Source organism: Parerythrobacter aurantius (assembly GCF_045291475.1).
GTDB classification, from domain to species: Bacteria; Pseudomonadota; Alphaproteobacteria; order Sphingomonadales; family Sphingomonadaceae; genus Parerythrobacter; species Parerythrobacter aurantius.
The window spans coordinates 2,537,534-2,561,615 of record NZ_CP147985.1 but is presented as its reverse complement, the minus strand read 5'-3'; the positions used below and the strand labels follow the sequence as shown (position 1 = coordinate 2,561,615).

The following is a 24,082-nucleotide window of genomic DNA, read 5'->3' as shown; positions in this document are numbered from 1 at the left end:
CGAGAAATGTCGGGTCGGTCGTGCTAGCCCCTTGAGCGCGTGACGCGCTCTGCCGGCACGCCAGTCGTCACGCCCAAGGGCGTGTAAGTCGAATAAGCAGGCCGGTCTTCGTAACCATGCCGCTCCTATGCGGACTGCGGCGGGGCTTGTAAAGGCAAAGCGGCACGGGCATCGCCGGCAACATTGTTTCGTTTGGGGAAGGATCGCTATGGCAGTGCAATCGGACGCACTCGGGCAGTCGCTGGGCTTCGTGCGGGTAGTCGAACTCGACCCGGCGGGCAGGGCGACGCTCGAATACGAGGCGCGGCCCGGCATGTGCCATTCGGGCGGGGTGGTGCAGGGCGGCTTCATCACGGGCTGGATCGACGCAGCGATGGCGCATGCGGCGATTGCGCTAAACGGCCAGGACATAGTGCCGATGAGCCTCGAGCTGAAGGTCAGCTTCTTCGCGCCCGCACGCCCGGGAATGGTCATCGCCGAAGGCTGGGTCGAGCGGCACGGCAAGCGGACCGGCTTCTACGAGGGGCATCTCAAATCGCCGGACGGGACTGTCCTGGCAAAGGCGACGAGCACGATCCTGCTGGCGGACAAGGCGCGGGTGCTCGCCGCGTCCGAGGCCGCAACCGCATGAGTGCGATACGGCCCTTCGTTCTCGACGTCCCGCAAGAGGAACTCGATCGCCTGCATCGCAAGATCGACGACACCCGGTGGCCCGAGTCCGAACCGGTAAGCGACTGGTCGCAGGGCACGCCGCTCGCCGCCTTGCAGGACCTCGTCGGCTATTGGCGGGACGGCTACGACTGGCGCACCTGCGAGGAGAAACTCAACGGTTTCGGGCAGTTCGTGACGGAGATCGACGGGCTCGACATCCATTTCCTGCACGTCCGCTCGTCGCGCGACGACGCGCTGCCGCTAATAATGACGCATGGCTGGCCCGGTTCGGTCCGGGAATTCTTCGAGGTCATCCCGCTGCTGACCGAACCGGGCGAGGGCGAACAGGCCTTCCACCTCGTGATCCCGTCGCTGCCCGGTTTCGGTTTTTCCGGCAAACCGGCGGTGACGGGCTGGGGCGTGGAGAAGATCGCACGGGCCTGGGCCGAACTGATGGAGCGGCTCGGTTATACCCGCTGGGTCGCGCAGGGCGGCGACTGGGGCTCGGCAGTGACTACAGCCATCGGCGCGCAGGCTCCACAGGGCTGCATCGGTATCCATGTCAACATGCCCATCGGTCGGCCCGGCCCGGACGATCTGGCCAATCCTTCGCCAGACGAGCTGAAAGCGCTCAAGGCTCTGCAATACTATCAGGAATGGGACTCCGGCTATTCCAAGCAGCAAAGCACCCGCCCGCAAACAGTGGGCTACGGGCTGGTCGATTCCCCGGTCGGCCTTGCCGGGTGGATCTTCGAGAAGATGCATGCGTGGACCGACAATGCGGGCTCGCCATTCGATGCGCTGAGCAAGGTTGCGATCCTCGACAACATCATGCTCTATTGGCTGCCCGCGACCGGTGCCTCGGCCTCACGGCTATACTGGGAAAGCTTTGCGAAATTCGGTGAGGGTCAGGTTGCCATTCCTGCGGGAGCAAGCGCCTTCCCCAAGGAAATCATTCCCGCCCCGCGCAAATGGGCCGAGCGGCGCTACACCAATCTCGTGTATTGGAACGACTTGCCGAAGGGCGGACACTTCGCCGCTTGGGAGCAGCCGGAGCTATTCGCGGGCGAGTTGCGCGCCTGTTTCTCGCAGATGGTCTAGCGCCAGCGCAACCGGTCGGCAGTAAGCTGGTCGACGCCGGTGACACCCATCAACCGCATCCCGCGCTCGATCTCGTCCTTGAGGATGCCGATGGCGCGTTCGACCCCGTCCTGGCCCGCTGCGGCGAGGGCGTAGAGGTACAGCCTCCCGCCGCTCGCCGCCGTTGCACCGGCGCAGAGGCTCTTGAGCACATGCGTCCCGCGCCGCACGCCGCCGTCGCAGATGATTTCGATTTCGCCGCCCACCGCATCGACGATCTCCCGCAACTGGTCGAAGGGTGCGCGGCTGCCGTCGAGTTGCCTGCCGCCATGGTTGGAGATCATGATAGCATCCGCCCCGATCTCGACCGCACGGCGGGCATCGGCGGCGCTCATCACGCCCTTGAGGCAGAAAGTGCCACCCCAGTCCTGCCGGATCCGCGCGGCCGTATCCCAGTCCATCGAGGTATCGAGCATGGTGTTGAAATATTCGGCGATGCTTACTGCCTTGCCGCTGCCCTCGCTGACATGGGTATCGAGGTTGGGCAGGCGAAACTTCTCGCGCAGCAGGTAATCGAGTGTCCAGCGGGGGCGAGTGGCATAGCTCCACACGGCACTAGGGGAAAAGCGGGGCGGGGTGGTGAAACCGGATCGCAGGCACCGCTCGCGCTTGCCGGAAACTATCGTGTCGACCGTCAGCGCCAGCGCGTCGAACTGCGCGGCTTGGCAGCGCTCGATCATGCTGGCGTTCAGGCCCTTGTCCTTGTGGACATAGAGCTGGAACAGTTTCGGCCCACCGGTCAGCGCCGCAATCTCCTCGATGCTGCGCGTGGCGAGACTGGAGATGCCGAACCACAATCCGAACTTCTCGGCCGCCTTCGCCACCGCGGTTTCGCCCTGCCAGTGGAAGGCCCGCTGGACGGCGGTGGGGCTCAGGAGCAGCGGCAGATTGCTCTTGCGGCCCATGATGGTGCAGCCGGTGTCTATCTCGGCGACACCGGCAAGCACATCGGGCACGAGGTCGACATCGTCGAACGCCGCCGTGTTGCGCGCCTTGGTCCGCTCGTCATCCGCCGCCCCGTCGATATAGTCGAACACCGGCCAGGGCAGGCGTGCCTTTGCCAGCCTGCGAAAATCGTCGATGTTGTGGCAGTCGGACAGCCTCATGCGCGGCCCAATGCCTGCCGTTCCTGCAGCGTCAGGCGTCGTGGCTGGACGATTGGTTGCAGTGTTCCGCTGACGAACAATTCGCACCGTCGACGGTCGCCGGTGATGATGTCGGCCAGCATGCGTTTGAAGAAGCGCCGCATCAGCTTTCCCATTGACATGGCAGGCAGGTCGCTGACGTCCCCCTTCGCTTCACTGAGGAACAAGTATCCGGCAGGTTTACCCAACAGCCGCTCGACATCACCCGCGTCGCAGTTTCCGAGCAGTGTGGTGATGTAGGGTATGCGCCCGTTTTTGTAGCTGTTGAACATGGGGGAGCCGCAGCAAGCGGCGTACCATCGCGTAGTTGCCCGCTCTGTCATATGCAAACAGGCCAGCTGCTCCTTTCCCGTGTCGATGCGCACGCGCGCGCAACGCGATTGATAGAGCGGCGTACCACCATGAGGCTCAAGCAGGCGGTCTTCCTTGTCGAACAACCTGGCGAAGTCGCGACAATCGGAGCAGCAGCAGACGACATGATCGCCACTGACCGCATCCGCACGCTCGATCTCGCCACTCACGGCGCCACAGGCGCAGGCGAAGCGTAAAGTGTCGATCATGGCTGACGCCTCTCAAGTTCGGGCAGCGTATATCGCACGGCAATATCGTCATAGGGCCGCGCGCGATACCTCGGATCGACTGCCAGGCAGCCCTGGCCGCAGACCTGCTCTGCCACTTCGTCCTGCCAATCGATTTTCCAGAGACGTCCGCCAGGAGTGGCCACGAAGCCATCGATCTGTTCGTGGATGTCCGCCTCCATGTCCAGCGTGGACGGCACCTCGCTGTCGAACGAGGGATTGTAGGCACCGTGGGTGTGGAAGGTGGCCACCGGATATTGCCCTTTCGGCGATAGCCAGGGAAGTGCGCATTCGCTTTCCCGACCTTCGACCACGAAGGAGATATCGAGCCGTCCGGCGTCGTCTTCGAGAATGAGGCCGCAATACTCCTTGCGCTCGGCGAAAGACCGGCGCTGGATACCGTCCAGTGACGTGCGGGCGAAAGCGACAATGGCTTCGTCGCTCGCGACGGGATCACGGCCGGTATGGGGATTATCGTGCGCGCGAATGGTGCCCCGGACTACGATCGCAATCCATGCCAGCGCGCACAGTGCGAGAATCACTGCATTGAAACGGACGGCACGCATGTCTGCCGGGCTGTGAAGCGCCACAGCCCGGATGTCGACCGGCTTATTGCTTTTCGAAGGCGACGCTGATGTCCAGCGTTACATCGCGACCGATGGCCGGTGCCGCATAGGCAATGCCCCATTGGGTCCGGTCGATTACCGCCCGCCCTTCGAACCCGACGGTTGCCTTCTTGTTGAAGGGATTGGTGCCGGCACCCGTCAACTCCACCAGGATCGCGACCGGCCCGGTCTTGCCGTTCATGGTCAACTGGCCGGTAACGAGGGCGGTTGTCTCCCCGGTCCGCCGGACATCGGTGGAAACGAACTTTGCAGCGGCCGGATCAGGCCCGAAAAAGTCCGGCGCTGCGCCGTCTTTGCCGGGCCGCAGAAGGTGTTCCTTCAGTCCGGCGCTCGAAACCGCCAGCGAGCTTATGGGAATGGTGAGGTCGAATTTGGCGGCCTCGACGTTGGCGGGATCCAGTTCCATCGTACCGGTCACGTCTCCAAACAGACCAAGGTAATCGTTGAAGCCGAAATGGCTTACCCGCCACCCGACCTGCGTGTGCGAAGGATCCACCATGTAGGTGCCGGCAGTCACCCGCGATACCTGCGCGGCGCCGGGCACTCCGGCCTCCTGCGCCGCGATCGAGGTCACGGCAAATGCGGACGAGCCCAGCAGGGCGAGGGCAATAAGGCCTTTCTTCATGCGATCCTCCTGAATGTTCCCGTCGCCTCGTCAACCGGAGGCCGCGGCATCGGTTCCTTGCTGCCAAGTCAGTTCTTGTCCTTGTCGACCAGCTTGTTGGCGCTGATCCACGGCATCATGGCGCGCAGTTTCGCGCCGGTCTGTTCGATGGGGTGCGCCTCGGCACGCTTGCGCGCGGCCTTGAGCTCGGGCTGGCCGGCGCGGTTGTCGAGCACGAAGTTCTTCACGAAGCGGCCCGACTGGATGTCGTCGAGCACGCGCTTCATCTCGGCCTTGGTCTCGGCGGTGATAATGCGCGGGCCAGTGGTGATGTCGCCATATTCGGCGGTGTTGCTGATCGAATAGCGCATGTTGGCGATGCCGCCTTCATAGAGCAGGTCGACGATCAGCTTGGTTTCGTGGAGACACTCGAAATAGGCCATTTCGGGGGCGTAGCCGGCCTCGACGAGCGTCTCGAACCCGGCCTGGATCAGGTGCGTGATCCCGCCGCACAGCACAGCCTGCTCGCCGAACAGGTCGGTTTCGCATTCCTCGCGGAAATTGGTCTCGATAATGCCCGAACGGCCACCGCCAACGCCGCTGGCATAGGCAAGGGCGACATCATGCGCCGCGCCGCTGGCATCCTGGTGGATGGCGATAAGGCACGGCACGCCGCCGCCTTTCTGGTATTCGCTGCGCACGGTGTGACCGGGGCCCTTGGGCGCGATCATGATAACGTCGATATCCGATGGCGCTTCGATCAGGCCGAAGTGGACATTGAGGCCGTGGGCGAAGGCAAGAGCGCTGCCGGGCTTCATATTGCCCTTGAGGTCGTTCTCCCAGATCGCCGCTTGGTGCTCGTCCGGCGCGAGGATCATCAGGATATCGGCCCAGGCGGCCGCGTCCTTGTTGCTCAGCACCTTGAAGCCTGCGGTTTCGGCCTTCTTGGCGGTGGCCGACCCTTCGCGAAGGGCGATGGCGACGTCCTTTACACCGCTGTCCCGCAGGTTCTGAGCATGGGCATGGCCCTGGCTGCCATAGCCGACAATGGCGATCTTCTTGCCGGTGATGAGGCCCAGGTCGGCGTCGGCGTCGTAGTATACTTTCACGTCATATCCTCGCTTTGATGTCTGCCGTCACCCCGGCCTCGCGCCGGGGTCCCGCTTTTCCTGCGATGGTGCAAGAGAGAAGCGCGATCCCGGGTCAGGCCCGGGATGACGATGATTGGTGTCATATCGTAACGTCAAACCCCCTCCGGCCCGCGCATCATGCCAACGATGCCGGTACGGCCGACTTCGACCAGGCCGAGCTCGCGCATCAGGGTGATGAAGCTGTCGACCTTGTCGGGCGGGCCGGTGATCTCGAAGATGAAGCTCTCCGTCGTGGTGTCGACCGGGCGGGCGCGAAAAATGTCGGCGAGGCGCAGTGCCTCGACCCGCTTCTCGCCGGTGCCCGCGACCTTCACCAGCGCCAGCTCGCGTTCCACATGCGGGCCGGCTTCGGTCAGGTCGGTGACCTTGTGCACGGGCACCAGGCGTTCGAGCTGAGCGTGGATCTGGTCGATCACTTCGGGCGGGCCGTTGGTGACGATGGTGATCCGGCTGATCGCATGGTCCTCGGTGATGTCGGCCACGGTCAGGCTGTCGATGTTGTAACCGCGTGCGGTGAACAGCCCGGTGATCTTGGCGAGGATACCCGGCTCGTTGTCCACGGTCACGGCAAGGACGTGACGTTCGGCGGCTTTTTCGGTGATTTTCATATTTTAATCGGTTGCCATGCAAAATTCTTGGGGAGTGTCAGCTACTACCGCACACTTCGCAAAAAGCTCATCTGCGCCAGAGTTTCGGTTGAGCGTATAGTTCCCAATGGACTGTGAAACTTCTCGATCTGTCATTGGAAAAGCCGTTGGGAGAACGGTTCCTTCGGGAAATACAATGACCTTGCAAATGGCCTCGTCACCACACGCCGATTTGGATGCGGTTTGAATTGCTTCGTAAGATGCGTCTGCCTTGATCGACGCAAAAATGGTTCCTGGGACCACAGTTTGCACATCTGTGAACTCAATTGGACTATCGCCTTTGGCGTCCACATCAAGTGTCTGATTGCACGCAGCCAGGGACAACAATAGTATACCGAATAAGGGTTTTCTCATTGTGTAAGTTCCCATCACACCAGCGCCTTGGCTTCATCGTCCATCGTGCCTTCGACATGGTCGCCATACAGCAGCATGTCGGTGTGCGCCGCGCCGCTCGGAATCATGGGGAAGCAGTTGGCGTCCTTTGATACCAGGCAATCGACGATCACCGGCCCGTCATGCGCCAGCATCGCTTCGATCCCGGCATCGAGCCCGGCCTCGTCCTCGATGCGGATGCCCTTCCAGCCATAGGCTTCGGCAAGGCGGACGAAATCGGGCAGGCTGTCGGAGTAGCTGTTCGAATAGCGGCTTTCATAGGTCAGTTCCTGCCATTGGCGGACCATGCCCATGTACTCGTTGTTGAGGATGAAGATCTTGACCGGCAGGCGATACTGGCTCGCCGTACCGAGTTCCTGGATGTTCATCTGGATCGACGCTTCGCCGGCGATATCGATCACCAGCGCATCGGGATTGCCCAGCTGCGCGCCGATCGCTGCGGGCAGGCCATATCCCATCGTGCCGAGGCCGCCACTGGTGAGCCATTTGTTGGGCTTGTCGAAGCCGAAATACTGCGCCGCCCACATCTGGTGCTGGCCGACCTCGGTGGTGATGATCGGCTCGCGGTCCCTGGTCAAGGCATAGAGTCGCTCGACGGCCTTTTGGGGCATGAGAGCCGGACCCTTTTCGGGATAGGCGAGGCATTCGCGAGCCCGCCAACCGGCGATGCGGGCCTTCCATTCGCCCATGTCCTGCGCGCGGCGATCCCCCCAGGCAGCGATGACCTGTTCAAGCACCGTGCCGCAATCGCCGACGATCCCGAGGTCGACCGGCACGATCTTGTTGATGCTGGCACGGTCGATATCGATGTGGATCTTCTTCGAATCCGGCGCAAAGGCATCGAGACGGCCCGTCACCCGGTCGTCGAAGCGCGCGCCGACGGCGATGATGAGATCGGCCTTGTTCATCGCCATATTGGCTTCGAAGGTGCCGTGCATCCCCAGCATGCCGAGCCAGTCGGGATGGTCCGAAGGAAACGCACCGAGGCCCATCAGCGTCGAGGTGAGCGGCGCGTTGGTGAGCAATTGCAACTGGCGCAGCGCTTCGCTGGCCTGCGGGCCGGAGTTGATGACCCCGCCGCCGGTATAGAAGACGGGGCACTTGGCCGCCGCTATCATGTCGACCGCTTCCAGCACCTCATCGGCGTGGGCAACCGTACGGGGCTGGTAGCGGGCCGAGGCGAGCGGCTTGGCCTTCTCCGAGGCGTCAACCGCGCCCATCGCGATCTGCACGTCCTTGGGAATGTCGATCAGGACGGGGCCGGGACGGCCCGAGGTGGCAATGCGGAACGCCTCGTGGATCGTCGCTGCCAGCTGGTCGGGGTTCTTCACCAGGTAGTTGTGCTTGGTGCAGTGGCGCGTGATGCCGACGGTGTCCGCCTCCTGGAAGGCGTCGCTGCCGATCAGGCTGCTCGGCACCTGCCCGGTGATGACCACCATCGGGATCGAGTCCATGTATGCATCGGCAATGCCGGTGACGGCGTTGGTCGCGCCCGGGCCACTGGTGACGAGCACGACGCCTGGCTTGCCGGTCGAGCGGGCGTAGCCTTCCGCCGCATGCGCCGCGCCAGCTTCGTGGCGGACGAGGATGTGGCGGATACGCTCGCTGCCGAACAGCTCGTCATAGATCGGCAGCACCGCGCCGCCGGGATAGCCGAAGATTACCTCGACGCCCTCACGCACGAGGCAATCGACGAGGATCGCCGCTCCGCTGCGTTCGGTGGGGGCAGGCATTTGCGGTCTCCTGATAAAACCGGGCCCGGCGTTCCTTGAGAGAACGTCGGGCCCAGGGGTTGTCCAAGGCCCGTGTACGAGTCTGTTTATGTCCTGTCAAACGCTAATTTTGAAATAATCCTTCAAAAACCTCTTCCAGATTGAAATCTATGCTGCTGATCCGTGGCCAGCCTTCCGGCGGTTGGTGCCGGAACCAGGTGTATTGCCGCTTGGCATAATTGCGCGTCGCCTGCTGGCCAGCGGCGATGCATTGTGCGCGGTCAAGCTCGCCTTTCAGCATCGGCGCGATTTCCGCGACGCCGATGGCGCGCATGACGGGGAGGGCGGGGTCCAGCCCGCGCGCAAGCAGCGCTTCGACCTCACCCACGGCTCCCAACTCCAGCATCATCGCATAGCGCCTGTCGCAGCGGGCATAGAGCCAGTCGCGATCCGGAAGAAGGACCAAGGGAAAGAGCTGGACCCGGTCGCCGATCCCACCTTCCTTGCGCTCTTGCCATCGGTCGAGCGTGCAGCCGGTCGATCGCACCACTTCGAGCGCCCTCGCGGTTCGCGCCGCATCTGCCGGAGCCAGCCGTGCCGCAGCTGCCGCATCCTCCATTTCGAGCGCAGACCGCGCCTCGGCCTGCGAAAGTGCACGCACCGCCTGCCGGATATACGGGTCGATCGGCGGGATCGGAGCGATTCCGTCCAGCAGCGTACGGATGTAAAGACCGGTTCCGCCGACAAGGATGGGCACAATGCCTGCGGTCTGGGCCGCCTCGATTTCCTGTTTCGCCTGCCCGGCCCAATCGGCTCCCGAGCAGGCCTGCGCACCGTCCCATTCTCCGAAAAGACGGTGCGGCACACCATGCATGTCGTCTTCGGAGGGGCGGGCGCTCAATACTCGCAGATCGGCATAGACCTGTGCGCTATCGGCGTTGATCACGACCGCCTCGCGCCCCTGTTCGCGCAAGGCAAGCGCCAGACGCACCGCGACATCGCTCTTGCCGCTGGCGGTCGGCCCTGCAATCAGCGCCAGCGGCGGCAGGTCGTTGCCCGATTCTGGAGAAAGCTGCGTGCTCATCGCCCGCCTGATAGCAGACCCTGACGGACTGTTGAGCCGTATCGAAGCCTTGAAGCACGCGCTCGAACCCGAAGGCTTGCCGCTGGCCGTCACGGCAGAAGCCATACCCGAAGGCGTGCTGGTAGAGATCGAGACGTTTTCAGGCAGCACGCGGCTTCTTCGCGCCGCCCTCGACAGCCAGTTTGCCGGTACCGACGGGCTTATCGCCGACGGGACCATTGCCGTGCCGCAAGTTTTCGTAAGCGACATGGATTCGACCATGATCGGCCAGGAGTGCATCGACGAACTGGCCGATTACGCCGGGATCAAGCCCCAGATCGCGGAAATCACCGAGCGCGCCATGCAAGGCGAACTCGACTTCGAGAATGCGTTGCGGGAACGCGTGGCCCTGCTGGCAGGGCTCGAGGAATCCGCCATCGATCGCTGCCTTGCGGAACGCGTGCGGCCCAATCCCGGTGCGGAAATTCTTGTCGGAACGCTCAAGGCTCGCGGTTGCCGGACGGCCCTTGTCACGGGCGGGTTCCATCATTTCGCCGATCCGGTCGCATCCCTGCTGGGCTTCGAGCACGTGGTTGCGAACCGGCTGGACGTTCGCGACGGCATACTGACCGGGTCGCTGGCAGGGCCGGTCGTCGACGCGTCGACAAAGAAAGCCTCTTTACTGAGCCTGGTAGGGGAAGGTGGTGCCGGGACAGTCGGCATGGCGGCGGGCGACGGCGCCAACGACATCCCGATGCTGGAAGCGGCGCATTGCGGTGTTGCCTACCATGCAAAACCTGGAGCACGAGCGGCGGCCCATTGCTGGATCGACCGGGGCGATCTGACCTCTATCCTCATCCTGCTCGGAATTCCCCGGGAAGAGTGGACGATCGCCTAGTGCCTGATGCCGCATTGGTCCTATCCAGGTAGCTCAGCCGAAAATAGAAAAGTCACATTGTCCCCTTAGGCAAGCGACATGAACGATACGATTCGATCCTTTCCACCCGGCACCCTGGTCGATCTCGCGCCCGACGGAACCCTCTTCCGGCATCCCGAGCGACCGGCGCCCCGCCGCAATCTTCGCGCCGCACTGTATCATTTCCGCGAGTTGCTGAAGGACAAGGAAGAGACGAGCCACGTTTTCAAGATTTTCGAGGCGCTGCCGTCCGGCCGGTTCCTGCCGATGGCGCGGGCCTTTACGCTGAGCCGGGAAGGCCAGCGGGTCCGCGAAAGCGAAAAATTCCTCCCCGATATCCTCGATGACCACGACGCGCTTCGCCGCATGCCGGCAGGAAGCGTTGCGCACGCCTATTGCGATTTCATGGAACAGGAAGGCCTGACGGCCGCGGGGCTGGTCGAGGAAGGCGCCAAGGCATGGCCCGACAGGCCGAGGTACGGCGATCTCATCGAATGGTATGCAGCCCGTCGACGCGACACGCATGACCTGCTTCATGTGCTGACAGGTTACGGTCGCGACGCGCTCGGGGAACAATGCGTGCTGGCCTTTACCTATGGTCAGGCGGGTGGTCTCGCTCATCTGTTCATCGCCTACCTGGGCGCGTTGAACGTGAAGCGCGGAGCAGGCAACGCAGCCCCGGTACTTGGCGCGGTCCGCCAGGCTCACCGAATGGGGGCGGGGGCGCCGTGCATCGCCGAAATGCCTGTCAGGCAACTTCTCAAGATGCCGCTTGGTGATGCGCGCTCGCTGCTCAAGATCGGCCGGATCGACCGGTACCACGCCTGCCACAGCACCTGGCGCGAGCACGGCATCGACCCGTACAACTTGCTGGCCAGCGTGGCGACCGCCGCCTGAGTTTCACAGCCAGCTGGCGATCTGTTCCAACGGCTTTTTGCGCAGCGCATGAGCCGGCACGGTTGCATCGGGAGCCGGGTGCCCCACGACCACGATCATCGCGGGTTTTTCATGCTCGGGCCTGCCGCACAGGCTGCGCAGGAAACCCATCGGTGAAGGCGTGTGGGTAAGGGTGGCCAGGCCGGCGGCATGAAGGGTCGTCAGCAACATCCCGCAAGCGATGCCAACGCTTTCGTTGACATAGTAGTTTTGCGTCGAGCCATCCTCTTCGATCCCGCCCTTGCGCTGGGCGAAAACCACGATCAACCAGGGCGCAGTCTCCAGGAATGGCTTGTCCGCATCGGTGCCGAGCGGACCGAGCGCATCGAGCCATTCCTCCCCCGCTTTTGCCTTGCCGCCATCCTCTCCATAGAAGCGGCGTTCCTCCGCCTCAGCGGCTTCGCGGATGGCGCGTTTCTTGTCGGGCGAGGATATCACCGCAAAATGCCACGGCTGGTGGTTGGCACCGTTCGGCGCACTGCCTGCTGCAAGAACCGCTAGCTCGATGATCTCGCGCGGGACCGGGACATTGCTGAAATACCGGCAGCTGCGGCGACTGTTCAGGGTATCGCGCATGGAGCGGGCAGCAACGAGGCGCTCGTCGTCGGTCATGACGGGCAGGGTGTAGGGCAGGGTGTCGTGGTGTTTCATCACTTCCGTATCGCGCCTTTGAACAGGAAGGGAAAGCCCGTGGCGACCGCGCAATATTGACAGTGATGTAAGTTAGTCGCAGATTTCCGGCAGAGGAGATCGCCCATGTCGTTGCTGGAACGCCCGCTCGTCCATCCCGATCGCAAGATTACCGGCTTCCGCCCGTTCAAGGCGCTCAGGCATTTCGGCAAGCTGGTGCAGGACAAGGAAGACACCGAGCAGGTATTTCACATCATCGATGCGCTCAAATCGAGGAAAAACCTGCGCCAGATGCAAGCCTTCCTCGCGACAGACGAGGCTCGGGCGCTGCTGGAGCGTAACGAAGAGCTCCCCGCCCTGCTCGACGACCACGCCCGCTGGATGGGCTGCGCGCCCAACTCGCTCGCGCGCCGGTATGTCCAGTTCATGCAGCGCGAGCAATTGACGGCGAAGGGTCTGGTCGAGGAAAGCTATCGCTTCAAACCGAAGTCGCAGCGGCATGCCGACCTCTACGAATGGTATATCGAGCGGCTGCGCGATACGCATGACCTGTTTCACGTGTTGACCGGATACAGCCGCGACGGTCTGGGCGAACTGTGCTTGCTCGGCTTCAGTTACGAACAGAACCATTCGCCCGGCGTCCTGTTCATCACGCTGATGGGTGCACGCCAGACGAAGAAGGAAAGCGGCTTGTCGGAACCCGTGGACGCTGCAATCCGCGAAGGACGCAGACTGGGCCGGGAGGCAAGAAAGCTGGCCCACGCTGATCTGCTCGCGATGATGCCCGAAGATATCGACACGGTGCGCCGTAAACTCAACATCGGCACCCCTCATGCCTATTACCGGTGCTTCGACATGTTCCGGCAGATCAACCCGCACTACGGAACGCTGGAAGAACGGCTGGCGAAGGCAGCCTGAGGGTCAGCGCAGTTCCTTGCGGATCACGAGCTTGAGGCCGGACCAGGTCTCGTCGATCGCGCAGACCTTGGTATCGACGAGGCCTATCGGCAGGCAGATTTCGCGGATGGTGTCCTCGGTGATATCGGTCTCGACGCCGGATGCCTTCTTGGGCCAGCTGACCCAGATCTGACCGTCGCTGGCAATCTGGTTGCGCAATATGGCGAGAAGAGCTTGCAGCTCCGCATGTTCGGTCACGAAGATATGGGCAGTGTCGATCCCTTCGGCAGGATCGCCCACGAAAGTCAGTTCCAGCGCATATTCGTCGATCTCGTCCTGCACATGATCGGGCATGGCATGAAACCAGCACCGCTGCCCGTCGCGCAGGGAAAGCTTCTTTGCGAGCGGTGTGCCGGAATAGCCCGACGCCACCGGTTCAGGCTTCCATCCAGTCGCGGAAGAAGCTGGCATGGGCTTCGCGCAAATCGGCAATCGACACGCGGCTGCTGCCGATCGAGACGGCATCGCCGCCAGTTGTGCCGATCTTTTCGAACGGCACTTCGGCCCGGTCGAGATCAACTTCGTTGCGATAGGTGACGAGGTAGCGGGCCTGGCATTCGTTGAAGGCGAAGGAACCAGTCATCGCATCCACTTTCGCGCCGATCCCGCTCGCCAGCGCCATTTCGGCAAGAGCTACGGCGAGGCCGCCGTCGCTGATGTCGTGCACGGCGGTTACCTTGCCCTCGGCGATAAGTTTGCGGATGATTTCGCCCATCAGGCGTTCGTCCTGCAAATCCACCCGGGGCGGATCGCCTGCTTCGAGACCATGGATCTCGCGCAGCCACAGCGACTGGCCCATCTCCGGATAATGTGCGCCGATCGCCGCGATATTTTCGCCCTCGGCCTTGAAACCCATGGTCATCATCGTGGCATGATCCTCGATGATGCCGACGCCGCCGATCGCCGGGGTGGGCAGGATCGCGGAACCGCCGCCAGTCGCCTTGCTCTCGTTGTAGAGGCTGACGTTGCCGCTAACGATCGGGAAGTCGAGCGCGCGGCAGGCGTCGCCCATGCCTTCGAGCGCATGGACCAGCTGGGCCATGATCTCGGGCCGCTGCGGATTGGCGAAGTTGAGGCAATTGGTCACGGCCAGCGGCTTCGCGCCGACAGCGCAGAGATTGCGATAGGCCTCGGAAATCGCCTGCTTGCCGCCTTCGTACGGGTCGGCATAGACATAGCGCGGGGTGCAGTCCGTGGTGATCGCGAGCGCCTTCTTCGTGCCGTGCACGCGCACGACGCCGGCATCGCCGCCGGTCTGGAGCGTGTCGGCCCCGACCTGGCTGTCGTACTGCTCCGAAATCCACCGGCGCGAGGCGAGGGCGGGGGTGCCCATCAGCTTCAGCAAGTCGGCGCAAATGTCGGTGCTTTCGGGGACGTCGCCCAGCGGTGCGACCTTGGCCCAGGCCTTGTACTCTTGCTTCGACAGGTAAGGCCGGTCGTACAAGGGTGCATCGGCCGCCAGCGGACCCAGCGGGATGTCGCAGACCACCTCGCCGTTCCACTCCAGCACCATGTGCCGCGTATCGGTAACTTCGCCGATGACCGCGAAGTCGAGCTCCCACTTGCGGAAGATCGCCTCGGCCATCGGCTCCTTGCCGGGCTTCAGCACCATGAGCATGCGCTCCTGGCTCTCGCTCAGCATCATCTCGTAGGGCGTCATGCCTTCCTCGCGGCAGGGCACCCTGTTCATGTCGAGCCGGATACCGGCCTTGCCGTTGGTCGCCATTTCGACGGAGGAAGAGGTGAGTCCCGCCGCGCCCATGTCCTGGATCGCGACGATGGCATCGGTCGCCATCAGTTCGAGGCAGGCCTCGATCAGCAGCTTCTCGGTGAAGGGATCGCCGACCTGCACGGTTGGGCGCTTGGCCTCGGCATCCTCGCCGAAATCCGCGCTGGCCATGGTCGCGCCGTGGATCCCGTCGCGGCCGGTCTTCGAACCGACATAAACGATCGGATTGCCGACGCCGGTGGCCGCCGAATAGAAAATCTTGTCGGCATCGGCCACGCCCACGGTCATCGCGTTGACGAGGATGTTGCCGTCGTAGGCAGGGTGGAAATTCGTCTCGCCCGCAACGGTCGGCACGCCGACGCAATTGCCGTAGCCGCCGATCCCCGCGACCACGCCTTTGACAAGATGCCGCATCTTGGGATGTTCCGGCCGGCCGAAGCGCAGCGCGTTGGCATTCGCCACCGGCCGCGCACCCATGGTGAAGACGTCGCGCAGGATACCGCCCACGCCGGTCGCCGCGCCTTGATAGGGCTCGATGTAGCTCGGGTGGTTGTGGCTCTCCATCTTGAAGATGGCCGCCTGCCCGTCACCGATGTCGATCACGCCTGCGTTCTCGCCCGGACCGCAGATGACCCACGACGCTTCCGTCGGCAGCTTCTTCAAGTGCAGGCGGCTCGACTTGTACGAGCAATGCTCCGACCACATGACCGAGAAGATGCCGAGCTCTACCAGGTTCGGCTCGCGGCCCAGCGCATGCAGGACGCGCTCGTATTCTTCAGGGCTGAGGCCGTGCTGTTCGACGACTTCGGGTGTGATCGATTCGCTGGTGCTGGGCATGGCAGCGCCCCTAGCGAAGCGGGCCTGCAATCGCCAGCCCGTGCCGGGCTTTTATGCAGCGCGTCGGTGCCGACGCGTCGATCCGACCCACACGGCAATCAGCGTCGGCAGGCCGAAGCCGAAAAAGCCGAGGATCGGCACGGCGATGCTCCAGGCCTCCGGCTCGGGCGCAAGCCAGTTGAAGGCCTGCAGCGCGAGCAACAGGGCGAAGAGGACAACCGGCGGCCCCACCGGGCCCTTGGTGTTGCGCAGGTAAAGCCAGAAACATGCACCCGTCAGCCCGAGTTCCAGCGGTATCGCGACGAAGGGGTAATTCCAAAGGCCGAACCCGAGCTTCGGCGGCGAACCGGCAAGGGTCAGGTCGGGGCGGTGCACCAGCAGGTCGAGCAGCCAGTGCGATAACACGACCGCACCGCCAATCAGGGCTCCGACAAGGTCACGCCGCCAGAGCACCAGTATGGCGGCAAAGGCTATCGCCCAGACTGCGCTGCCGAGCAGGCTGTGCGTGTAGGGCATATGGTACAGGTCCATGGCGTTCATGGAAGTCGCGCCCGGCACCATCCGCATTTTCTCGACGCCGACTATCGAAAGGCCGAAAAACCCCCAATCGACCAATTGCCCGGCAACGAAAAGGGTGCCCAGTCTGGGGGCGCGGGGAGACGCTGCCGCCGCGAGAAAAGCCGGAGCCCAATGCCCGATGAACATCAGGCGAAACGTCCGACCGCCCAGGTCGCCGCCGTGGCGGCGACGCAGGTTGCAAACGCACCCCACAGTATATCGGTCACCGTAACGTAGGTCGGCCAGGTCTTCATGATGACCTGGTTGGTAAGGTCGAATGTGGCGTAACACAACGCCCCGAGAAGCGCGCCATTGAGGGCAGCGGCGCCGAGACCGCCCTCTAGCCCCGGTCGCACCGCAAACCAGACGATACCGGCGACGTAGAACAGGTAGAACGGGATTGCTGCCCCCATGCGAAACTCGTCGGCAAGAATGTCGCCGAGGGCGGGGCGGTAGAAATTATTTCCGGCCCAGCTGAGCCAGATGGCATCGAGCACGCCGAAGACGACAGCTGTGGCTGCGTACGCAATGATCCAGCTCATATTCTCTCCCCTGCTGCTGCACACGGCTTGACCCGCGACGGGGCCAAGGCCAATGCTGCTGCTTATGGATGAGGAACAAACCGCCGTCGCGGGCAAAATTTCCGAACTGAGTTTCGAGGACGCGTTGCGCGCGCTGGAGCAGGTCGTCCGCCAGCTCGAAAGCGGGGATGTCGCGTTGGACCAGTCGATTTCGCTGTACGAACGCGGCGAGGCTTTGCGCCAGCATTGCCAGGCTCGCCTCGACGCGGCGCAAGCGCGGATCGAGGCGATCGTCCAGGATTCCCGCGGGCAGGCCAGTGGCACAAGGCCCTTCGATTCCGATGTCTGACATGCAGATCGTCGATAACGACGCAGCGAGGCTTGCCGATGCACTGGACAGGATTGCGCGGGATGTCGACGCGGTCTTCGATGCATTGCTGCCCGTTCCGGACGATACGAGGGCACGGCTGATCGAAGCCATGCGCTACGCCGCGATGGATGGCGGAAAGCGCGTGCGGCCGTTGCTGCTCGTGTCCGTTGCGGAAATGCTGGGGGTCGGCCGCGATCGGGCGCTCCGGGCGGCCTGCGCCGTCGAATCGATCCACGTCTATTCGCTGATCCACGACGACCTGCCGTGCATGGACGATGACGATATGCGGCGCGGGAGGCCCACGACGCACAGGGCGTTCGACGAGGCAACGGCGGTTCTTGCCGGCGATTCGCTACACGCCCTAGCGTTCGAGATCCTGACCGATGCGGAAACGTCGACCGATCCCTTCACGCAGGCGGAACTCGTCCGCTGCCTTGCCATGGCCAGCGGCATGGATGGAATGGCCGGCGGCCAGATGATGGATATGGCCGCCGAAAGCGCTGCGTACGACCTGCGCACCATTACCCGGCTGCAGCAGCTGAAAACCGGTGCGCTGCTGGCAGCGTCTGTGGAAATGGGCGCGATCATGGGCAAGCTTCCGCCGGAGGGCAGGTCGTCGCTCCGCGCCTATGCCCGCGATATCGGCCTCGCCTTCCAGATAGCCGACGACCTTCTCGACGCCGAAGGCGACGAGGCGCTTGCCGGCAAGGCGCTGCGCAAGGATGACGAGCAAGGCAAGCAGACCTTCGTCACGCTCATGGGGATAGACGGCGCTAGGGCACAGGCCAGCGCCCTGGTCGAGCAGGCCGTCGGCCATCTCGCGCAATATGGCGAGGATGCGGCTGTGCTGCGGGCCCTGGCGCGGTACATCGTCGAAAGGGATCACTGATGGCGCATCGTATCGGGGTTTATCCGGGCACGTTCGATCCGATCACGCGCGGCCATCGCGACATCATCCGGCGCGGCGCCAAGCTGGTCGACACGCTGATCGTGGGTGTCACGACCAACCCGTCCAAGAACCCGATGTTCACACCCGACGAGCGGATCAGCATGGTCACCGACGAGCTGGCCGACATGGGCCTGGACAACACCCGCGTCGTGGGCTTCGATGCGCTGTTGATGAAGTTTGCCAAGGCCCAAGGGGCCAGCGTCATCGTGCGTGGCCTGCGCGCCGTGGCCGACTTCGAATACGAATACCAGATGGCGGGGATGAACCAGCAGCTCGATCACAGCATCGAGACGGTGTTCCTCATGGCCGATGTCTCGTTGCAACCAATCGCATCGAAACTGGTCAAGGAAATCGCCTTATATGGAGGCGATATCACGCCCTTTGTCAGCCCGCCGGTAAGGAAGCTGGTGGAAACAAGGGTGGAGGAAATCGGCCGCCGGGGTGATTATTGAGCTCGCCAGCCCTATTCATTGCAGCGACAGAGCCGTGGCGGTATTGCGCCGCCAGACGCTCGCCAAAAGTTCCAGGACCGACATGACCAGACGCCTGCTTGCAGCCCTTGCCCTCCTTTCCACCGTCGCTTCGCCCGTCGCGGCGCAAGATACCATGCCGGCAGAATCCGTACCCGCAACGGTTCGCGGACCGATGCAGTACGCCAAGGTCGATTACAACCTCAACGAGGACCGCGAGAATATCTGGCTGCTCGATCTTTCCAACGGGCAGCGCGTCGCCATCCGCCTGATGCCCGACTGGGCGCCCGAACATGTGCAACGGATCAAGACGCTGACCCGTCAGGGTTTCTACGACGGCATCGTATTCCACCGGGTGATCGAAGGGTTCATGGCGCAGTCCGGCGATCCGACCGGGACGGGGCAGGGCGGTTCGCCGCTTCCGGACCTCAAGGCCGAATTCAACCCGATGCCGCATGTTCGCGGCACGGTTTCAATGGCGCGTGCCCAATCCGACGACAGCGCCAACAGCCAGTTCTTCATCGTTTTCTACCCGCGCTTCAACCTCGACAAGAAATACACCAACTTCGGCCGGGTCATTGCGAATATGGCGGCCGTCGATGCGATCACGCGCGGCGAACCGCCGGCGGATCCGACACGCATCGTCCAGGCATCGCTCGCTTCGGACAACCGGCCCGTACCGGTGCTGACGCCGGTTGCAGCCGAGCCGGAAATCACGCTGGAAGAGCTCAACGCGCCTATTGGCCAGTAATGCGCCTTTGCGGGTGACGACGCCGGCACGGAAAGCTAACGCGGCGGAATGAAGGTCGACCTTTTCGATTTCAACCTGCCGCCCGATCTCATCGCCTTGCGTCCGGCAAGCCCGCGCGACAGTGCGCGAATGCTGGTCTCTGGCAAATCGGGCCAGATCACCGATCGCAACGTATCCGACCTCCCCGGATCCTTGCGGCGTGGCGATGTGCTGGTGTTCAACGATACCAAGGTCATCCCCGCGCAGCTGACCGGCATCCGCGGCGAGGCCACCATTGGCGCAACCCTGCACAAGCGGCTCGACCTGCGCCGCTGGCAGGCGTTCGTCCGCAACGCCAAGCGCTTGCGCGCCGGCGATTGTATCGATTTCGGCCACGATGTGACGGCCGTCGCAGAAGAGAGGCTGGCCGACGGCAGCTTCGTCCTGGCCTTCGAGGGCAAAGAGCTGGTCGAGGTGCTGTTGCACCGGGCCGGCACCATGCCGCTGCCACCCTACATTGCGGGCAAGCGGCCTACCGACGAACGCGATCGCGAGGACTACCAAACACTTTTCGCGCGGGAAGAGGGGGCGGTCGCTGCGCCAACGGCCGCGCTTCATTTTACCCCGCGGCTGATCGAGGCTCTCGATGCAGCGGGGATCGGGCGCGAGACGCTGACCCTGCATGTCGGGGCTGGAACATTCCTCCCGGTCAAGGTCGACGACACGGACGATCACAGGATGCATTCCGAATGGGGCCGCATCGATGCCTCCTTGGCCGACCGCCTTAACGCGGCCCGGTCCGCCGGCGGACGCATCATTGCGGTAGGGACCACCAGCCTTAGGTTGCTCGAAAGCGCGACCGGTGAGGACGGTGTAATCCGTCCGTTTTCAGGCGACACCGACATTTTCATCACCCCGGGATACCGATTTCGGGCGATTGACGGGCTGATGACCAACTTCCACCTGCCGAAATCGACACTGATCATGTTGGTGAGTGCGCTGATGGGCCGGGATCGCGTGTTGGAAATCTACGATCATGCCATCGCCGGTGGCTACCGGTTCTACTCCTACGGCGATTCTTCGCTGTTAATTCCGGGCGAAGAGCTTACGTAGCAAATTGCAACTGAACAGGCGGGCGCAGATGGACGACACGATCCTCGAGATCGAAGGGCTGACCAAGACCTATCCCGGTGGCCTGACAGCCCTCGCCGGGGTCGACCTGTCCATTCGCCGGGGCGAAATCTTTGCGCTTCTGGGTCCGAACGGTGCGGGCAAGACGACGCTGATAGGGGCTGTATGCGGGCTCGTGCGCCCGAGCGCGGGGACGATCAGGGCTTTCGGGTTGGACCTTGCGCATGACTGGCGGCGCGCGCGAAGCAGGATCGGACTCGTGCCGCAGGAAATGGCGACCGACATGTTCGAAACCGTGTGGCGAGCGGTCAGCTATTCACGCGGCCTCTTCGGCATTTCCCCCGACAAGGGCCGGATCGAGCAAATCCTGCGGCAGCTTTCGCTGTGGGACAAGAAAGACGTGCAGATCCGGGCCCTGTCCGGAGGGATGAAGCGGCGCGTCCTGATCGCCAAGGCCTTGGCGCACGAACCGGACCTGCTGTTCCTCGACGAGCCGACGGCCGGGGTCGATGTCGAATTGCGCAAGGGCATGTGGCAGATCATCGGCGAAATGCGCACGCGGGGCGTGACCATCATCCTCACCACCCATTACATCGAGGAAGCGGAACTGATGGCCGACCGGGTGGGCATCATCAATCGCGGCCGGTTGCTGATGGTCGACGACAAGTCCGCGATGATGGGACGCCTCGGCCGGACCGAGGCGCACATTACCCTTGCCGATCCTCTCGCCGGAATTCCTCCTTCCATCGCCCATTTCCCGGTCGAGCTCGACGAGGGCCGCACGCGGCTGGTGTATCGCGGCGGCGACGGCAGCGGGCAGGGCAAGGCCGAGGTCGCCGCGCTTACCAAGGCGCTCGTTGCAGCCGGCATCGATTACACCGGTATCGAGACGCACGAGAGCAGTCTGGAAGACATCTTCGTATCGCTCCTGGGCGAGGAGGCGGCAACATGATCAACCTGCGGTCCGCCTGGTCGATTTATATACGCGAGCTGATGCGGTTCCTGCGCACGGCTTTCCAGTCGGTGCTGGCGCCAGTGCTGACGACATCGCTCTATTTCATCGTTTTCGGCGCGGCGATCGGCGGGCGGATGCCAGACCTCGGCGGGGTCGATTATGGCGCTTTCATCATTCCCGGCCTGCTGATGCTGACCTTGCTCGGCGAAACGACCAGCAATTCCAGCTTCGGCATCTACATGCCCAAGTTCACCGGGACGATTTACGAATTGCTGTCGGCGCCCGTGGGCGTTGCCGAAACACTCATCGGCTTCGTCGGTGCGGCTGCGACCAAGAGCCTCATCCTCGCTGTGATCATCCTCGTCACCGCGCGGCTCTTCGTCGACTACTCCATCGCCCATCCGCTGCTGGCAGTCGGGTATATCATGCTTGTCGCAGCAGCGTTCAGCCTCTTCGGGTTCATTCTTGGCATCTGGGCGGACAATTTCGAGAAACTGGGCATCGTCCCGATGCTTTTCCTCACCCCGCTGACGTTCCTTGGCGGCACCTTCTATTCGATCGACATGCTCCCCGAACCATGGGACACGATCGCGCTCTTCAATCCGATCGTCTATCTCGTCAGTGGCCTGCGCTGGACATTCTATGGCTCGGCGGATGTCGACATAAGGATCTCGTTCGGCCTGACCGTGCTTTTCCTGGCCGTTTGTGTTGCCGTAATTGCGTGGATATTCCGCACCGGCTGGCGACTACGATCCTGACAGGCCCTTGGTCGAGGACAGTTGGTGGTTCATCCGATTGTCTTTTTCCTGACCCTGCCATTCAGTTGACGGAAATTTACAAGCCGCCATATGGCTCGGGTCCGATTCAGGGCAGACAATCAAGGAAAACAAATGAATAGCAAGATTTTAACGGCCGGCGCGGCTGTTGCTGCCGCCTTCGCCTTTGCGACCCCAGCCTTGGCACAGGACGCTTCAGGTGCCGACACTTATGTCGGCGCTTCGGTCGGCTATCACGACATCGGCGTCGGCGTCGATGGTGACGACAGCATGATCTACGGCGCGGTTGCCGGCGTCGACTTCCCTGTCGGCGGGAAGCTGTTCCTGGGTGCCGAGGGCAACTATCACCTCGGCGACGGCGTGATCGACAACGAGTACGGCATCGCCGCCCGTGCCGGCGTGAAGCTGGCCGGTGGCACCAAGCTCTACGCCAAGGCCGGTTACCAGGAAGTCGACTTTGACCTGGTCTCGGTGCTGGGCGGCAACCCGCCTCCGGGTACCGACGATTCCGACGGCGACTACATCGTCGGCGTCGGCGCGGATATTGCTCTTGGCGATTCCCCCGTCGGCCTGCGCCTTGCTGCCGATACGATCGCTTTCGACTCGACCCGCCTGACCGCCGGTGTCCTGTTCAAGTTCTGATGCCCGCAAGGTTTCAGGTTTTGTGATCGGAGCGGGGTCGGCCACAGTGCCGGCCCCGCTTTTTTCATGGCTCTTTGATTGCGTGACAGCGAACGACCGGCTCGCTAGGCGGCGCTGCACATGAGCACCCGATTTTCCTTCGATATCCACGCCACGGACGGTCTCGCCCGTACCGGCACCATCACCATGGTCCGCGGCGAAATCCGCACGCCCGCCTTCATGCCGGTCGGCACCGCTGCCACGGTCAAGGCGATGAAGCCCGAAAGCGTTCGGGAAAGCGGGGCCGACATCATCCTCGGCAACACCTACCACCTGATGCTGCGCCCGGGCGCGGAGCGGGTAGCGAAGCTGGGCGGGCTGCACAGCTTCATGAACTGGCAGCGCCCGATCCTGACGGACAGCGGCGGTTACCAAGTGATGAGCCTCAGCGAACTGCGCAAGCTGACCGAGGAAGGGGTGGAATTCCGCAGCCATCTCGACGGTTCGAAGCATATGCTGACACCCGAACGCAGCATGGAAATCCAGCGTCTGCTCGGCAGCGACATCGTGATGGCTTTCGACGAATGCCCTCGCGCCGACCAGCCCCGCGACGTGATCGCCGCCAGCATGGAAATGTCGATGCGCTGGGCGAAGCGCAGCCGCGACGGCTTCGACAGCGGCGAGGAACATGCCGCGCGGTCGGCCCTGTTCGGCATCCAGCAGGGTGCGCTCGACGAGGAGCTGCGCCGGATCAGCGCCCAGAAACTGACCGAGATCGGCTTCGACGGATACGCCATCGGCGGACTGGCGGTGGGCGAAGGGCAGGAGGCGATGTTCGCCACGCTCGACTTCGCGCCCGGACAGCTCCCGGCGGACCGCCCGCGCTACCTGATGGGGGTCGGCAAACCGGACGACCTCGTCGGCGCGGTGGAGCGCGGGGTCGACATGTTCGACTGCGTGCTGCCGAGCCGTTCGGGCCGCAATGGGCAGGCTTTCACCTGGAACGGCCCGCTCAACCTGCGCAACGCCCGCTTCGCCGAGGACGAGGGGCCGCTCGACGAACGATGCGCGTGCCCGACCTGCGCGACCTATAGCCGGGCCTACCTGCACCACCTGGTCAAGTCGCAGGAAATCCTCGGGGCCATGCTGATGACCGAGCACAATATCGGTTTCTACCAGCAACTCATGGCAAGGATGCGAACAGCCATTGCCGAGCGCAACTTCAAGGCTTTCGTACAAGCTTTTCGCCGTGATTATTTCGCAGGCGGATGATTTTCGAAAATACC

The 24,082-nt window shown here is 63.2% G+C and carries 27 protein-coding genes; 14 read left to right on the top strand and 13 right to left on the bottom strand.

Annotation, left to right across the window (positions count from 1 at the left end):
* Positions 1-208 precede the first annotated feature (208 nt).
* Positions 209-631, top strand: coding sequence for a PaaI family thioesterase (locus WAB17_RS12755; RefSeq protein ID WP_435417723.1), 423 nt, complete (start codon positions 209-211; stop codon positions 629-631).
* Positions 628-1,752, top strand: coding sequence for an epoxide hydrolase family protein (locus WAB17_RS12750; protein ID WP_435417722.1), 1,125 nt, complete (start codon positions 628-630; stop codon positions 1,750-1,752). Before WAB17_RS12755 ends, WAB17_RS12750 begins: the two co-directional genes overlap by 4 nt.
* Here the strand turns inward: WAB17_RS12750 and WAB17_RS12745 are convergent.
* From WAB17_RS12745 to miaA, 8 genes are all read right to left on the bottom strand, one after another.
* Complete coding sequence (locus tag WAB17_RS12745; protein ID WP_435417721.1) at positions 1,749-2,897, bottom strand: alpha-hydroxy acid oxidase; 1,149 nt, start codon at positions 2,895-2,897, stop codon at positions 1,749-1,751. The genes WAB17_RS12750 and WAB17_RS12745 overlap by 4 nt on opposite strands.
* On the bottom strand, positions 2,894-3,496 hold the full coding sequence (locus tag WAB17_RS12740) for a DUF6151 family protein (RefSeq protein ID WP_435417720.1): 603 nt from the start codon (positions 3,494-3,496) through the stop codon (positions 2,894-2,896). The genes WAB17_RS12745 and WAB17_RS12740 overlap by 4 nt, the downstream gene beginning before the upstream one ends.
* Positions 3,493-4,080 carry a DUF4329 domain-containing protein gene (locus WAB17_RS12735; protein WP_435417719.1) on the bottom strand — a complete coding sequence of 196 codons (588 nt, stop codon included), beginning with the start codon at positions 4,078-4,080 and terminating at the stop codon, positions 3,493-3,495. Before WAB17_RS12735 ends, WAB17_RS12740 begins: the two co-directional genes overlap by 4 nt.
* 43 nt (positions 4,081-4,123) lie before the next feature.
* Positions 4,124-4,765 carry a YceI family protein gene (locus WAB17_RS12730; protein ID WP_435417718.1) on the bottom strand — a complete coding sequence of 214 codons (642 nt, stop codon included), beginning with the start codon at positions 4,763-4,765 and terminating at the stop codon, positions 4,124-4,126.
* Positions 4,766-4,833: 68 nt separating this feature from the next.
* A complete protein-coding gene (gene ilvC, locus WAB17_RS12725) occupies positions 4,834-5,853 on the bottom strand; it encodes a ketol-acid reductoisomerase (protein WP_435417717.1) in 1,020 nt (339 codons plus the stop codon).
* Between the two features lie 134 nt (positions 5,854-5,987).
* Positions 5,988-6,503 (bottom strand): acetolactate synthase small subunit, encoded by a 516-nt coding sequence (gene ilvN, locus WAB17_RS12720; RefSeq protein WP_435417716.1) that lies wholly within the window; start codon positions 6,501-6,503, stop codon positions 5,988-5,990.
* Between the two features lie 407 nt (positions 6,504-6,910).
* The gene (gene ilvB / locus WAB17_RS12715) at positions 6,911-8,668 is read right to left on the bottom strand and encodes a biosynthetic-type acetolactate synthase large subunit (RefSeq protein ID WP_435417715.1); all 1,758 of its coding nucleotides are present in this window, start codon (positions 8,666-8,668) and stop codon (positions 6,911-6,913) included.
* Positions 8,669-8,771: 103 nt separating this feature from the next.
* Positions 8,772-9,731 (bottom strand): tRNA (adenosine(37)-N6)-dimethylallyltransferase MiaA, encoded by a 960-nt coding sequence (gene miaA / locus WAB17_RS12710; protein WP_435417714.1) that lies wholly within the window; start codon positions 9,729-9,731, stop codon positions 8,772-8,774.
* Between miaA and serB the strand changes: the two genes are divergently transcribed.
* Together serB and WAB17_RS12700 are read left to right on the top strand one after the other, a co-directional pair.
* Positions 9,724-10,608: a phosphoserine phosphatase SerB gene (gene serB, locus WAB17_RS12705; RefSeq protein WP_435417713.1), complete on the top strand. Its 885-nt coding sequence runs from the start codon at positions 9,724-9,726 to the stop codon at positions 10,606-10,608. The genes miaA and serB overlap by 8 nt on opposite strands.
* 78 nt (positions 10,609-10,686) lie before the next feature.
* The gene (locus tag WAB17_RS12700) at positions 10,687-11,523 is read left to right on the top strand and encodes a Coq4 family protein (protein WP_435417712.1); all 837 of its coding nucleotides are present in this window, start codon (positions 10,687-10,689) and stop codon (positions 11,521-11,523) included.
* Between the two features lie 3 nt (positions 11,524-11,526).
* Here the strand turns inward: WAB17_RS12700 and WAB17_RS12695 are convergent, their stop codons facing one another.
* Entirely contained in the window at positions 11,527-12,213 is a 687-nt protein-coding gene (locus WAB17_RS12695; RefSeq protein WP_435417711.1) for a nitroreductase family protein, read from the bottom strand.
* A gap of 105 nt (positions 12,214-12,318) precedes the next feature.
* Here WAB17_RS12695 and WAB17_RS12690 point away from each other — a divergent pair, with 105 nt between their 5' ends.
* The gene (locus tag WAB17_RS12690; RefSeq protein ID WP_435417710.1) at positions 12,319-13,110 is read left to right on the top strand and encodes a Coq4 family protein; all 792 of its coding nucleotides are present in this window, start codon (positions 12,319-12,321) and stop codon (positions 13,108-13,110) included.
* A 3-nt stretch (positions 13,111-13,113) separates the two neighbouring features.
* Here WAB17_RS12690 and WAB17_RS12685 read toward each other — a convergent pair whose 3' ends face one another.
* From WAB17_RS12685 to WAB17_RS12670, 4 genes are all read right to left on the bottom strand, one after another.
* Positions 13,114-13,443 (bottom strand): DUF3052 family protein, encoded by a 330-nt coding sequence (locus tag WAB17_RS12685; protein WP_435417709.1) that lies wholly within the window; start codon positions 13,441-13,443, stop codon positions 13,114-13,116.
* Positions 13,444-13,525: 82 nt separating this feature from the next.
* On the bottom strand, positions 13,526-15,715 hold the full coding sequence (purL, locus tag WAB17_RS12680; protein ID WP_435417708.1) for a phosphoribosylformylglycinamidine synthase subunit PurL: 2,190 nt from the start codon (positions 15,713-15,715) through the stop codon (positions 13,526-13,528).
* 51 nt (positions 15,716-15,766) lie between these two features.
* Complete coding sequence (locus WAB17_RS12675; protein ID WP_435417707.1) at positions 15,767-16,420, bottom strand: hypothetical protein; 654 nt, start codon at positions 16,418-16,420, stop codon at positions 15,767-15,769.
* Positions 16,420-16,815, bottom strand: coding sequence for a DUF2177 family protein (locus WAB17_RS12670; protein ID WP_435417706.1), 396 nt, complete (start codon positions 16,813-16,815; stop codon positions 16,420-16,422). Before WAB17_RS12670 ends, WAB17_RS12675 begins: the two co-directional genes overlap by 1 nt.
* 64 nt (positions 16,816-16,879) lie before the next feature.
* Between WAB17_RS12670 and WAB17_RS12665 the strand changes: the two genes are divergently transcribed.
* From WAB17_RS12665 to tgt, 9 genes are all read left to right on the top strand, one after another.
* The gene (locus WAB17_RS12665; RefSeq protein WP_435417705.1) at positions 16,880-17,143 is read left to right on the top strand and encodes an exodeoxyribonuclease VII small subunit; all 264 of its coding nucleotides are present in this window, start codon (positions 16,880-16,882) and stop codon (positions 17,141-17,143) included.
* On the top strand, positions 17,136-18,053 hold the full coding sequence (locus tag WAB17_RS12660) for a polyprenyl synthetase family protein (protein WP_435417704.1): 918 nt from the start codon (positions 17,136-17,138) through the stop codon (positions 18,051-18,053). The genes WAB17_RS12665 and WAB17_RS12660 overlap by 8 nt, the downstream gene beginning before the upstream one ends.
* Positions 18,053-18,565 carry a pantetheine-phosphate adenylyltransferase gene (gene coaD, locus WAB17_RS12655; RefSeq protein ID WP_435417703.1) on the top strand — a complete coding sequence of 171 codons (513 nt, stop codon included), beginning with the start codon at positions 18,053-18,055 and terminating at the stop codon, positions 18,563-18,565. Before WAB17_RS12660 ends, coaD begins: the two co-directional genes overlap by 1 nt.
* 82 nt (positions 18,566-18,647) lie before the next feature.
* Positions 18,648-19,334, top strand: coding sequence for a peptidylprolyl isomerase (locus tag WAB17_RS12650; protein WP_435417702.1), 687 nt, complete (start codon positions 18,648-18,650; stop codon positions 19,332-19,334).
* Between the two features lie 48 nt (positions 19,335-19,382).
* A complete protein-coding gene (queA, locus tag WAB17_RS12645; RefSeq protein ID WP_435417701.1) occupies positions 19,383-20,426 on the top strand; it encodes a tRNA preQ1(34) S-adenosylmethionine ribosyltransferase-isomerase QueA in 1,044 nt (347 codons plus the stop codon).
* 28 nt (positions 20,427-20,454) lie between these two features.
* Entirely contained in the window at positions 20,455-21,396 is a 942-nt protein-coding gene (locus WAB17_RS12640) for an ABC transporter ATP-binding protein (RefSeq protein ID WP_435417700.1), read from the top strand.
* Positions 21,393-22,157, top strand: coding sequence for an ABC transporter permease (locus tag WAB17_RS12635; RefSeq protein ID WP_435417699.1), 765 nt, complete (start codon positions 21,393-21,395; stop codon positions 22,155-22,157). The genes WAB17_RS12640 and WAB17_RS12635 overlap by 4 nt, the downstream gene beginning before the upstream one ends.
* A gap of 132 nt (positions 22,158-22,289) precedes the next feature.
* The gene (locus tag WAB17_RS12630) at positions 22,290-22,817 is read left to right on the top strand and encodes an outer membrane beta-barrel protein (protein ID WP_435417698.1); all 528 of its coding nucleotides are present in this window, start codon (positions 22,290-22,292) and stop codon (positions 22,815-22,817) included.
* A gap of 120 nt (positions 22,818-22,937) precedes the next feature.
* On the top strand, positions 22,938-24,068 hold the full coding sequence (tgt, locus tag WAB17_RS12625) for a tRNA guanosine(34) transglycosylase Tgt (RefSeq protein WP_435417697.1): 1,131 nt from the start codon (positions 22,938-22,940) through the stop codon (positions 24,066-24,068).
* Positions 24,069-24,082 lie beyond the last annotated feature (14 nt).

What these genes read in the sequence shown, in the direction of transcription:
- ilvB (WP_435417715.1), bottom strand. Translation starts at nt 8,668, where the DNA reads ATGCCTGCCCCCACCGAACGCAGCGGAGCGGCGATCCTCGTCGATTGC.
- WAB17_RS12735 (WP_435417719.1), bottom strand. Translation starts at nt 4,080, where the DNA reads ATGCGTGCCGTCCGTTTCAATGCAGTGATTCTCGCACTGTGCGCGCTG.
- WAB17_RS12640 (WP_435417700.1), top strand. Translation starts at nt 20,455, where the DNA reads ATGGACGACACGATCCTCGAGATCGAAGGGCTGACCAAGACCTATCCC.
- WAB17_RS12745 (WP_435417721.1), bottom strand. Translation starts at nt 2,897, where the DNA reads ATGAGGCTGTCCGACTGCCACAACATCGACGATTTTCGCAGGCTGGCA.
- WAB17_RS12755 (WP_435417723.1), top strand. Translation starts at nt 209, where the DNA reads ATGGCAGTGCAATCGGACGCACTCGGGCAGTCGCTGGGCTTCGTGCGG.
- WAB17_RS12690 (WP_435417710.1), top strand. Translation starts at nt 12,319, where the DNA reads ATGTCGTTGCTGGAACGCCCGCTCGTCCATCCCGATCGCAAGATTACC.
- WAB17_RS12700 (WP_435417712.1), top strand. Translation starts at nt 10,687, where the DNA reads ATGAACGATACGATTCGATCCTTTCCACCCGGCACCCTGGTCGATCTC.
- WAB17_RS12730 (WP_435417718.1), bottom strand. Translation starts at nt 4,765, where the DNA reads ATGAAGAAAGGCCTTATTGCCCTCGCCCTGCTGGGCTCGTCCGCATTT.
- WAB17_RS12740 (WP_435417720.1), bottom strand. Translation starts at nt 3,496, where the DNA reads ATGATCGACACTTTACGCTTCGCCTGCGCCTGTGGCGCCGTGAGTGGC.
- coaD (WP_435417703.1), top strand. Translation starts at nt 18,053, where the DNA reads ATGGCGCATCGTATCGGGGTTTATCCGGGCACGTTCGATCCGATCACG.
- queA (WP_435417701.1), top strand. Translation starts at nt 19,383, where the DNA reads ATGAAGGTCGACCTTTTCGATTTCAACCTGCCGCCCGATCTCATCGCC.
- WAB17_RS12650 (WP_435417702.1), top strand. Translation starts at nt 18,648, where the DNA reads ATGACCAGACGCCTGCTTGCAGCCCTTGCCCTCCTTTCCACCGTCGCT.
- WAB17_RS12685 (WP_435417709.1), bottom strand. Translation starts at nt 13,443, where the DNA reads ATGCCCGATCATGTGCAGGACGAGATCGACGAATATGCGCTGGAACTG.
- WAB17_RS12675 (WP_435417707.1), bottom strand. Translation starts at nt 16,420, where the DNA reads ATGTTCATCGGGCATTGGGCTCCGGCTTTTCTCGCGGCGGCAGCGTCT.
- WAB17_RS12665 (WP_435417705.1), top strand. Translation starts at nt 16,880, where the DNA reads ATGGATGAGGAACAAACCGCCGTCGCGGGCAAAATTTCCGAACTGAGT.
- WAB17_RS12695 (WP_435417711.1), bottom strand. Translation starts at nt 12,213, where the DNA reads ATGAAACACCACGACACCCTGCCCTACACCCTGCCCGTCATGACCGAC.
- WAB17_RS12660 (WP_435417704.1), top strand. Translation starts at nt 17,136, where the DNA reads ATGTCTGACATGCAGATCGTCGATAACGACGCAGCGAGGCTTGCCGAT.
- WAB17_RS12670 (WP_435417706.1), bottom strand. Translation starts at nt 16,815, where the DNA reads ATGAGCTGGATCATTGCGTACGCAGCCACAGCTGTCGTCTTCGGCGTG.
- WAB17_RS12630 (WP_435417698.1), top strand. Translation starts at nt 22,290, where the DNA reads ATGAATAGCAAGATTTTAACGGCCGGCGCGGCTGTTGCTGCCGCCTTC.
- miaA (WP_435417714.1), bottom strand. Translation starts at nt 9,731, where the DNA reads ATGAGCACGCAGCTTTCTCCAGAATCGGGCAACGACCTGCCGCCGCTG.
- ilvN (WP_435417716.1), bottom strand. Translation starts at nt 6,503, where the DNA reads ATGAAAATCACCGAAAAAGCCGCCGAACGTCACGTCCTTGCCGTGACC.
- WAB17_RS12635 (WP_435417699.1), top strand. Translation starts at nt 21,393, where the DNA reads ATGATCAACCTGCGGTCCGCCTGGTCGATTTATATACGCGAGCTGATG.
- purL (WP_435417708.1), bottom strand. Translation starts at nt 15,715, where the DNA reads ATGCCCAGCACCAGCGAATCGATCACACCCGAAGTCGTCGAACAGCAC.
- tgt (WP_435417697.1), top strand. Translation starts at nt 22,938, where the DNA reads ATGAGCACCCGATTTTCCTTCGATATCCACGCCACGGACGGTCTCGCC.
- WAB17_RS12750 (WP_435417722.1), top strand. Translation starts at nt 628, where the DNA reads ATGAGTGCGATACGGCCCTTCGTTCTCGACGTCCCGCAAGAGGAACTC.